The sequence below is a fragment of the Novosphingobium sp. B-7 genome, assembly GCF_000410615.1.
Lineage (GTDB): Bacteria > Pseudomonadota > Alphaproteobacteria > Sphingomonadales > Sphingomonadaceae > Novosphingobium > Novosphingobium capsulatum.
On sequence record NZ_APCQ01000230.1, the window covers coordinates 1 to 10,031 of the forward strand.

At 65.1% G+C, this 10,031-nt stretch carries 8 protein-coding genes; 5 read left to right on the plus strand and 3 right to left on the minus strand.

What is annotated here, in order from left to right:
* On the minus strand, positions 1-226 hold a 226-nt coding region (locus H926_RS34440), incomplete at its 3' end, for a hypothetical protein (protein ID WP_237740962.1).
* Between the two features lie 163 nt (positions 227-389).
* Here H926_RS34440 and H926_RS0102355 point away from each other — a divergent pair.
* The 4 genes from H926_RS0102355 (at position 390) to H926_RS0102370 (ending at position 5,818) form a co-directional block, all read left to right on the plus strand.
* Positions 390-1,970 carry a cytochrome ubiquinol oxidase subunit I gene (locus tag H926_RS0102355; RefSeq protein WP_022674872.1) on the plus strand — a complete coding sequence of 527 codons (1,581 nt, stop codon included), beginning with the start codon at positions 390-392 and terminating at the stop codon, positions 1,968-1,970.
* A gap of 12 nt (positions 1,971-1,982) precedes the next feature.
* Positions 1,983-3,131 carry a cytochrome d ubiquinol oxidase subunit II gene (gene cydB / locus H926_RS0102360; protein ID WP_022674873.1) on the plus strand — a complete coding sequence of 383 codons (1,149 nt, stop codon included), beginning with the start codon at positions 1,983-1,985 and terminating at the stop codon, positions 3,129-3,131.
* A 28-nt stretch (positions 3,132-3,159) separates the two neighbouring features.
* Positions 3,160-3,270 (plus strand): cytochrome bd-I oxidase subunit CydX, encoded by a 111-nt coding sequence (gene cydX, locus H926_RS31465; RefSeq protein ID WP_022674874.1) that lies wholly within the window; start codon positions 3,160-3,162, stop codon positions 3,268-3,270.
* A gap of 229 nt (positions 3,271-3,499) precedes the next feature.
* Positions 3,500-5,818 (plus strand): TonB-dependent receptor, encoded by a 2,319-nt coding sequence (locus tag H926_RS0102370; protein WP_022674875.1) that lies wholly within the window; start codon positions 3,500-3,502, stop codon positions 5,816-5,818.
* 64 nt (positions 5,819-5,882) lie between these two features.
* Here H926_RS0102370 and H926_RS0102375 read toward each other — a convergent pair whose 3' ends face one another.
* Positions 5,883-7,187, minus strand: coding sequence for an amidohydrolase family protein (locus H926_RS0102375; RefSeq protein ID WP_022674876.1), 1,305 nt, complete (start codon positions 7,185-7,187; stop codon positions 5,883-5,885).
* Between the two features lie 149 nt (positions 7,188-7,336).
* On the opposite strand from H926_RS0102375, the gene H926_RS0102380 reads away from it, so the two are divergent.
* Positions 7,337-8,695: an amidohydrolase gene (locus H926_RS0102380; protein WP_022674877.1), complete on the plus strand. Its 1,359-nt coding sequence runs from the start codon at positions 7,337-7,339 to the stop codon at positions 8,693-8,695.
* A gap of 16 nt (positions 8,696-8,711) precedes the next feature.
* Here H926_RS0102380 and H926_RS25235 read toward each other — a convergent pair.
* Positions 8,712-10,031: carbohydrate porin (locus tag H926_RS25235; protein ID WP_022674878.1), on the minus strand; the 1,320-nt coding region annotated here is incomplete at its 5' end.

Consider the following 10,031-nt stretch of genomic DNA (forward strand, 5'->3'; position numbering starts at 1 on the left):
GGCCCGCCGCAACCGGAATGGCACCGGCGCTGTCAGCCAGCCACCAGGCGGTGGGGCGCGGGCTGCGGGGAGGGCGGGTCGCCGGGCGGGAATCGCGGGCAGGTGCGGCCTTGTGAGACAATCTGTCCATCTTCTTATAACAGGAAATCGTGATATAAACGGTAATCGATTCGAGGAAACCCGCGTTTTGCCCGGTTTTCCTTTTCGTAATCGGCGTTTGCGCCAATTAAACCGGCGCTGGATTGATCGCCGTCAAAATGCTGCGGCGCAGCGGGGGCTAAGGGCGGTGGCGTGCCCCTGTCGCGCTTTTGGCAGGGCTTCTCCCGATCGTGTGGCCTGCCGCCGATCGGCAGGGCCCGACGGGGAGCCATAGCAGAGGGAACGCGGCCATGGACATGGCAGTCATCGAATTATCCCGCCTTCAGTTCGCGCTGACGGCCATGTACCATTTCCTGTTCGTGCCATTGACGCTTGGCCTGTCGTTCATGCTGGTGATCATGGAGAGCATCTATGTGATCACCAAGCGGCCGATCTGGCGCATCATCACGCGCTTCTGGGGCAAGCTGTTCGGCATCAACTTTGTCCTGGGCGTGGCCACCGGCCTGACCATGGAATTCGAGTTCGGCACGAACTGGGCCTATTATGCCCACTATGTCGGCGATATCTTCGGCGCGCCGCTTGCGATCGAAGGGCTGATGGCCTTCTTCCTCGAAGCCACCATGGTGGGGGTGATGTTCTTCGGCTGGGACCGGCTCAGCCGGCGCCAGCATCTGGCGGTCACGTTCATGGTGGCGCTGGGCACCAATCTTTCGGCGCTGTGGATCCTGATCGCCAATGGCTGGATGCAGAACCCGGTGGGGGCCACGTTCAACCCCGAAACCATGCGCATGGAAGTGACCGACTTTTCCGCCGTGCTGTTCAACCCGGTGGCCCAGGCCAAGTTCGTGCACACGGTCAGCGCCGGCTATGTCTGCGCGGCCACGTTCGTGATGGGGGTTTCGGCGTTCTACCTGCTCAAGGGCAAGTGGACCAACGTGGCGCGCCGCTCGATGATGGTGGCAGCCGCGTTTGGCCTGGCGTCCTCGCTGTCGGTCGTCGTGCTGGGCGATGAAAGCGGCTATACCCTGACCGACAACCAGAAGATGAAGCTCGCCGCGATCGAGGCGATGTGGGAAACCGAGCCGGCGCCCGCCGCGATCACGCTGGTCGGCTTGCCCGACGTGGCGGCGCGCACCACGCATTTTGCGGTCAAGGTGCCCTATGTCATGGGCCTGATCGGCACGCGCAGCCTGACCGGCAAGATCGATGGGATCGAGGAACTGGTACTGCGCGCCGACGGGCGCATCCACAGCGGGCTGATCGCCTATGACGCGGTAGAGCGGCTCAAGGCCAACCGCACCGACCTTGCCGCCCGCGCCGCGTTCGAGGCACACAAGCAGGACATCGGCTTTGCCATGCTGCTCAAGCGCTATGTCGCCGATCCGCGCCGCGCCGATGACAAGCTGATCCTCAAAGCGGCGTGGGACACGGTGCCCAACGTGCCGGTGATGTTCTTCCTGTTTCGCGGCATGGCGGCGCTTGGCTTTGGCTTCATCGCCTTGTTCGGTGCGGCATTCTGGTGCGCCTCCACCTGCCGGTTCCGCCGGCGCTGGTTCCTGAAACTGGCGGTGGTGGCGATCCCGCTGCCATGGCTGGCGATCGAGGCGGGCTGGGTGCTGGCCGAGATCGGCCGCCAACCCTGGGCCGTCGATGGCGTGCTGCCCACGTTCCTGGGCGCCTCTTCGCTCACCGTGCCGCAGGTCTGGGCCACGATCGTGGGCTTTACCGCGCTTTATGGCGGGCTTGCCGTGATCGAGGTGCGGCTGATGCTGGCGCAGATCCGCAAGGGGCCGATCGAACACCACGACACCGACGATCAAGACGCAACGCAACCCCTGGACGCGGGCTTTGCCCCGCTGCCGGCAGAATAAGGGGCAAGGGCCATGCATATTCCGCTCGATTACGAAACCCTGCGGGTCATCTGGTGGGCGCTGTTGGGCGTGCTGCTGATCGGCTTTGCCCTGACCGATGGCTATGACCTGGGCGTGGCCGCGCTGCTGCCGTTCGTGGGGCGCAATGACGCCGAACGCCGCCTGGTGATCAACGCCGTGGCGCCGCATTGGGAAGGCCACCAGGTGTGGCTGATCCTGGGCGGCGGGGCGATCTTTGCCGCCTGGCCGTTTGTCTATGCCGTCAGCTTTTCCGGGTTCTACCTGGCGATGTTCCTGGTGCTGGCGGCGCTGATCCTGCGGCCGGTAGCGTTCAAGTATCGTTCGAAAAAGCCTGATCCGGCCTGGCGCACGCGGTGGGACTGGGCGCTGTTCGTCGGTGGCTTCGTGCCCGCGCTGGTCTTTGGCGTGGCGGTGGGCAATGTTTTGGCCGGCGCGCCATTCCGCCTCGATAGCGACCTGCGCATGACCTATGAAGGCAGCTTGCTGGGCCTGTTCACGCCGTTCACGCTGCTGACCGGGTTGCTGTCGGTCACCATGCTGGCGCTGCATGGCGCGGGCTGGCTGGCGATCAAGATCGAGGAAGGGCCAGTGCTGAACCGCGCCCGCGCCATTGCCCGCGTCGCGGCGATTGCCAGCATCGCGCTGTTCGTGATCGGCGGAGTGATGGTGGCCAAGGGGCACATGGGCATGGCCCTGGCCGGTACGGTCGATCCGCAGGGGCCGTCAAACCCGCTGCTGTCGGCCAGCGTGGCCACGCCCGGCGCCTGGCTGGCCAATTATGGCGCGCATCCCTGGATGATCGCGGCGCCGCTGCTGGGCCTGGCCGGGCCGATCGTGGCGCTGTGGGGCATAGCGCGCCGGCAGGGCCTGGTAAACCTGGTGGGCACGGCCATGGCCACCACCGGCATCATCGCCACGGTGGGCTGCTCGATGTTTCCCTATATCCTGCCGTCCTCGATCGATCCGCGGTCCAGCCTGACAGTGTGGAATGCCTCGTCCAGCCATCTCACGCTGTTCATCATGCTGGTGTGCACCATCGTGTTCCTGCCGATCGTGCTGGCCTATACCGCCTGGGTCATGACCCTGCTGAGCGGGCGCATCACCCTGCGCGATGTGCGCACCAATCCTGATTTTTACTGACCCCGATTTCTTCTGAAAGGACGCCGCCATGTGGTATTTCACCTGGGTGCTCGGTCTGGGCCTGGCCGTGGGCTTTGGCATCATCAACGGGCTGTGGCACGAATTCAATTCGCCGATCGATGATGACCCGGCGATTTGACCGTAAAGCCTGATCCGCCGCGCCGGTTTGCGCGGTGACAGGGACCTGAAAACGCGGCGCCCGGCCTTGGCCTGGCGCCGTTTTTCGTTGCCAGTGCAGCAACTTGGCAACAGATCTTTGCGATATGATGCGGTGCTTGCGGATTCAAAGTTGAAAGTCGGTTCACCTTTCAGTATTGTGCCCTCACCAAGCGACGGCAAGGCAAGACCGTCGCGCCAAGGAGAGGACCATGGCCCTGACCGCCAGCACCCGCATTCGTTCGATTTCCGCCATTCTGTTTGCCGGCGTGGCGCTGGGCGCGCTGCCGGCCCCGGCCCTGGCGCAGGACACCAGCGATGCAGCCGCGCAGGCCGGCGCCGCCAGCGACGGCGAGATCATCGTCACCGCCCGTCGCCGCAGCGAAACGCTCAACTCCGTGCCGATCGCCATCACGGCCTTTTCCGGCGATGAACTGCAGGCCAAGGGCGCCGGAGACATCACCGCGCTGGCCGACGAAGTGCCCAACGTGACGCTGGAGCCTTCGCGCGGGACCAACTCCACGCTGTCTGCCTTCATTCGCGGGGTGGGGCAGCAAGACCCGGTATCGGGGTTCGAACAGGGCGTGGGCATCTATCTCGATGATGTCTATCTCAACCGCCCGCAGGCCGCCGTGCTCGATATCTACGACGTGGAGCGGGTCGAAGTGCTGCGCGGGCCGCAGGGCACGCTCTATGGCCGCAACACCATCGGCGGCGCGATCAAGTATGTGACCCGCAAGATCGACGATGCCTTTCATCTGCGTCTGCGCGGCACTTATGGCAGTTATGACCAGGCCGATGGCGTCGCCACGGTCAGCTCGCCGCTGACCAGCGATGGCGTGCTGCGCGCCAGCGGCACCGTGGCGCGGCTGACGCGCGGCGGCTTTGGCCGCAACCTGACCACGGGGCTTTCGAACTACAACAAGGATATCTGGGCCGGCCGTGGCACGGTGGAAGTGCACGGCACCGATTTCTTCGCGCGGCTCACCGGCGATTATACCCACGATATGTCCAACCCGCGTGGCGGCCACCGCGAAATTCCCGGCCAGCTGACCGGTGCGCCGGTGCTTGCCAACGTGTTCGATACCCAGGCCGGGCTCAACAGCCCCAAGCAGGACGTCAAGGCCTGGGGCTGGTCGCTGTTCATGGAAGCCAAGCCGACCGACCACCTCACGCTGCGGTCGATCACCGCGTTCCGCAAGGATGACAGCGCCTCGCCGATCGATTTCGATGCCACCGCCTCGCAAGACGTCGACGTGCCGGCCTACTACCGCAACAAGCAGTGGAGCCAGGAAATCCAGCTGCTCTACAACTCGGGCAAGTTCAACGCGCTGCTGGGCTATTACTATCTCTATGCCACGGCGCTGACGCAGTTTGACGTGCGGCTTTTCACCACCGTGCCGGGGCTGGCGGCGTTCACTGGCGCCAATATCCGCACCGATACCTCGGCCGCGTTTGCGAACCTCAGCTATGATTTCAGCGATCATCTCAGCCTGGAAGCGGGCGGGCGCTATACCTGGGACAAGCGCTATGCCCAGATCCTGCGGCAGAACTACCTGGGTGGCGGCTCGCCGGTGTTTGGCGGAGCCGGCGTGGCGTTTGGCGCGCCCAGCACCAATTTCCTGGGCAGCGCGGACTACAAGAAGTTCACGCCGCGCGTGTCGCTCAACTGGAAGCCGAACACCGACAACACCGTCTATGCCAGCTTCAGCCAGGGCTTCAAGGGCGGCGGGTTCGACCCGCGCGGGGTGGGCGTCAATGCGCCGCCGGGGATGACCCAGGGCGAATTCCTCAGCTTCCGCCCGGAAAAGGTCAACAGCTATGAACTGGGGGTCAAGACCCGGCTGTTCGACCGGCGCCTGTCGCTCAACCTCGCTGCGTTCCGCATGGACTATACCGATGTGCAGATCCCCGGCTCGGTGGCCTGCACGGTGGGCGGGCTGCCCAGCTTCTGCGGGGTGGTGTCCAACGCCGGAAAAGCGCGGATGCAGGGCGTGGAAGCCGAAGGGCGGCTCAAGCTGGGCGGCTTCACGCTCAATGGTTCACTCGGCTATATCGACGCCAAGTACCTCAAATACATCACGCTGATTGCCGGTCAGCCCACCGACGTGGCCGCCTATCGCAAGGTGCAGAATACCCCGGCGTGGACCGGCAGCGCCTCGGCCAGCTATTCCATTCCGGTGGGTGCGGGCGCGGTCGACGTGACCGGCGGCGTGTCGTGGAAGAGCAAGACCTATCAGTTCGAAGTGCCTAACCCCTATCTCGACCAGCCCGGCTATGCCCTGTTCGATGCCAGCGTGTTCTATCGTGCGCCGGGCGGGCGGTGGACCTTTGGCGTCTATGGCAAGAACATCCTCGACAAGCGCTACAAGACCTCGGGCTATACCTATGTCGCCGGCAATGCCACGACCGGGGCGCTGACCTATACCCCGGCGGGCAACCTGATCCCGACGCTGGGCAAGGAAGGCGTGCTGACCACCTACTGGGGCAATCCGCGCCAGGTCTTTGCCACGGCCACGCTCAACTTCTGAGTTCGGCACCTGAAAAAGGGGGGATGGGGCAGCGCTGCCCCATCCTCCCTTTTTGTCATGGCGATCAGATGCGCGGTTCGCCGTGATCCTTCACCACGCGGCCGCCCTGCATGACAAAGCGCACGCGCTGCAGTTCGGTGATATCGGCCATGGGATCGTGGTCGGTGGCGACGATATCGGCAAAGGCGCCCGGGCGGATCGCGCCGATGCGGCTTTCCCCGATCAGCGCGGCCGCGCCCACGAACGAGCTGCGCAGCACGTCGGCCACGGGCATCCCGGCCTTGACCATCAGTTCGAACTCGCGCCCGTTCTCGCCGTGGTGATAGACGCCGGCATCGGTGCCGAACGCGATCTTCACGCCCGATTTCCACGCGGCATAAAGGTTCTTGGCCATGATCGGCCCCACCGCCAGCGCCTTTTCCGCCATCGACGGGCCGAGCAGCTCGGGATGCTTTTGCGCCATTTCCACCACCGTGGCCCCGGCGATCAGCGTGGGCACCAGATAAGTGCCGTGTTGCTTCATGATCGCATAGCTGGCCGGGGTGGCATAGCTGCCGTGCTCGATCGAATCGACGCCGATCGCGCTGGCATGGTCGATCGCCTGGGCGCCATGGGCATGGGCTGCCACGCGCAGGTGCAGGGTGTGGGCGGTATCGACCACGGCCTTGATTTCGGCGTCGGTCATCAGCTGGGCCTGGGGATCGTCACCCACGCTGGCGACGCCGCCCGAGGGCACGATCTTGATCAGGTCGACGCCGTCGCGGAAATGCTCGCGCACTTTCTTCACCGCCTCGTCTGGCCCATCGACAATGCCGTCCTGCCAGCCGGGCTTGGTCAGCGCCGCGTCAAAGCCATTGGCCGGATCGGCATGGCCACCGGTGGGGCCCAGGATGCTGCCCGAAACCCACATGCGCGGGCCGGGGATCGTGCCCGCCTTCTGCGCGCGCTTGAGCGCCACGACCACGGCGGTATCCCCGCCCACGTCGCGCACCGAGGTGAACCCGGCCAGCAGGGTGAGGCGGGCATTGCCCACGCCATCGAGCGTTTCGTCATAGCCGCTGTGCGTCACGCTTTGCAGCAGGGCGTTGCCCTTGGTGAGATCGGACGTGAGGTGCACGTGCGCGTCGATCAGGCCGGGCATGACCGTGCCTTCCGACAGGTCGATCACCTCGGCCCCGGCTGGGGAAACAAAGCCATCCTGCACCGCGGTGATCTGGTCATCGTGCACCACGATCGAGACCTGGCTGCGTTCGCCGGGGTTGATGCCATCGATCAGATGCCCGGCATGGATGACATAGTCGCGCGCCATGGCCGGGCTGCTCGCCAGCGTGAATGCCAGCGCGACACCGGCCAGCAAGGTCTTCTTCATTGGCTAAGCTCCCTGAAACGAATGGCTTGGTTGTTGTTCTTGCCGCGCGAGCCGGCCCGACATGCTAGCCAAGCGGGGCGGCGTTTGGCAAGCTGGCGGGCAATGAGGGCAGCACCCGCAGGCCGCAATCTGCAAGCAAAGGAACCGTCATGGCTTTTACGCACACACTCCGCCGCCGGCTGGCGCGGGCCAGCGGCCTTGCCCTGGTGCTGGCCGCCGTGCCGCAACTGGCCCAGGCCGCGCCGCTCGATCCGGTGGCGGCGCGCGCGGCGATCGATGCGCAGCTCGCAAAAATCTATCCCTCGCTCGATGCGCTGTACAAGGACATCCACCAGCATCCCGAAGTCGGCTTTCAGGAAACCCGCACCGCCGCCTTGCTGGCGGCGCGGATGCGGGCGCTGGGCTTTACCGTGACCGAGCATGTCGGCCAGACCGGGATCGTGGCGGTCTATCGCAATGGCGATGGCCCGGTGGTTTTGGTCAGGACCGAGCTGGACGCGCTGCCGCTGGAGGAAAAGACCGGTCTGCCCTATGCCAGCCATGCACAGCAGACCATCGATGGCAAGCTGACCCCCACCGATCACGCCTGCGGCCATGACAGCCATATGGCCTGGTGGGTGGGCACGGCGCAGACATTGCTGGCGCTCAAGGACAAGTGGCACGGCACGCTGGTGTTCATCGGCCAGCCGGCCGAGGAAAAGGCCGGCGGCGCCAAGGCGATGCTGGCCGATGGCCTGTTCACCCGCTTTCCCAAGCCGGACTATGCCTTTGCCGCCCATGTCGGCCCGGATGTGGCCGGGCATGTGACGGTCAAGCAGGGCGCGGTCAGCTCTGCCTCGGACTCCGTGATCGTCACCTTCCATGGCCAGGGCGCGCATGGCTCGATGCCGGACAAGAGCATCGATCCGATCGTGATGGGCGCGCACTTTGTCGATGATGTGCAGACCGTGATCAGCCGGCAGAAAGACCCGCAGAAGTTCGGCGTGATTACCGTGGGCGCGTTCAATGCCGGTTTCGTGCCCAATATCATTCCCGATACCGCCGTGCTCAAGCTGACGCTGCGATCCTACGATCCCGATGTGCGCAAGTTGCTGCTCGATGGGGTGAGCATCACCGCGCGCGCCGTGGCGAGCATGGCCCGCGCGCCCGAACCGGGGGTTGACCATACCGAGGCGACGGCATCGGTGGTCAACGATCCGGCACTGGCCGGGCAATTGGCCGGTATCCTGAAAACCGCGCTGGGCGAGAACCAAGTGGCGCTGGTGCCGGCGATGATGCCGGGCGGCACCGCGAGCGAGGACTATTCCGAATACGTCAACGCCGGGGTAGCCAAGTCGGTGTTCTTTGGCGTGGGCGGCAGCGATCCGGCGATGCTCGCGCGGCTCAAAGCCGAGGGCAAGCCGGTGCCGGTCAACCATTCGCCATTCTTTGCGCCGCAGCCCGAACCGACGATCCGCGCCGGGGTGGAAACGCTGACCCTGGCGGTGCTGGGCGTGGCGGGGAACTGATCCCCGCCACTGCACGTCAGCGACCGAAGAAGGTCGGGCCGTCGAGCGTGAACTTGAACCCGAACACCAGCGCATCGCGGGTGTTGGTGGTGTTGAACGGCGCCCCGGTGTTATCGGGGTGCAGGACATATTGCACATTGGGCGAGATGCGCAGGCCCGGCACCACATCGGCGCCATAGGCCAGTTCCATCATCACCTCGTGGCGATGCACGTTGTCTTCGCCGCCGGCGGCCAGGCGCGCGGCGCGCATGCGCTGCATCGCCAGGTCGGAAAAGCGCTGGTCGTTGATGACAAAGCCCAGCGTATCGGTATCGCGCCCCTTGAACGTGCCGGTCTGGACGATCCCGAAATCGAGATAGCGGCTTTCTTCCACCTGGCCGGACAGATTGGTCATCGCCACGCCAAAGATCGACAACCCGCGCCGGCTTTGCGGATCGGGCCGGGTCAGTTGCTGGTCAAAGCGGGCATAGATCCCGCTGCGCCCGTGCAGCGTGCGGGCCGGGCGCCCGGTGAGAATGGCAATGCCGCCGGCATCGTCGCGCAGCGGATCGGCATAGTCGGCGCGGTCGAACCAGCCGCCCAGGATATAGTGGCCGGGCAGGCGGGTCTCACCCTTGTCATCGGCATAGCCCACTTCCCACGGCACGATCACCCCGGTGCGGTTGGCCGAGGAGAAGTTGAAGCCATCATCGTTCCAGCGCTTGCGATCGGGGTTTACTTCATAGACCCCGGCATGGGCGAACCAGCGCGGTGCCACCCACAGCTTGGCCTGGGCCATCCAGCTTGACGCCGGGAAATAGGTGAAGTTGCTGTTCTTGAACACGAAGGTGGGGTTGCCGCAGGTCGAATTGGTCTGGAACAGGCAATAGAGCGGCGAATTGAGGAAGTGGATATTGGCCTGGCTGCGCCCGGCCTCGATCACCAGGCGATCGTTGAGCAGCTTCTGCTCCCAGGTCAGGATCGCCAGGTGGGTGTTCTGCGTGCCCCACACTTCCTGGACCGAGGTATTGTTGCCCAGCGCAATGCCCGACAGGCTCTTGCCGTGGCGATTGGTCACGGCCACGTGGATCGTGGCGCCGCTGATCCCGGCGATGCGATCCATGTCGAAGTCGGCGCCGAGATAGACCTGGCCGGTATAGGCGCTCTTGCGTTCCAGGCCGCCGGTCACGTTGCCGGCGGCTTCACCGGTATAGCTCCATTGCAGCGTCACGCCGTTGTCGGCCAGCGGTTGCAGCGGCTGGCGCGCGGCGGGCGCCTGCGTTGTCGCTGGAAGCGTGGGCGGCGGGGGAGCGGCATCGTCGGCCAGCGCCGGGGCGGCAGAGGCGAGGAGAGCAGG

Excerpts from the sequence above, each read along its gene's own strand:
- H926_RS0102355 (WP_022674872.1), top strand. The coding sequence starts at position 390 with ATGGACATGGCAGTCATCGAATTATCCCGCCTTCAGTTCGCGCTGACG.
- cydB (WP_022674873.1), top strand. The coding sequence starts at position 1,983 with ATGCATATTCCGCTCGATTACGAAACCCTGCGGGTCATCTGGTGGGCG.
- cydX (WP_022674874.1), top strand. The coding sequence starts at position 3,160 with ATGTGGTATTTCACCTGGGTGCTCGGTCTGGGCCTGGCCGTGGGCTTT.
- H926_RS0102370 (WP_022674875.1), top strand. The coding sequence starts at position 3,500 with ATGGCCCTGACCGCCAGCACCCGCATTCGTTCGATTTCCGCCATTCTG.
- H926_RS0102375 (WP_022674876.1), bottom strand. The coding sequence starts at position 7,187 with ATGAAGAAGACCTTGCTGGCCGGTGTCGCGCTGGCATTCACGCTGGCG.
- H926_RS0102380 (WP_022674877.1), top strand. The coding sequence starts at position 7,337 with ATGGCTTTTACGCACACACTCCGCCGCCGGCTGGCGCGGGCCAGCGGC.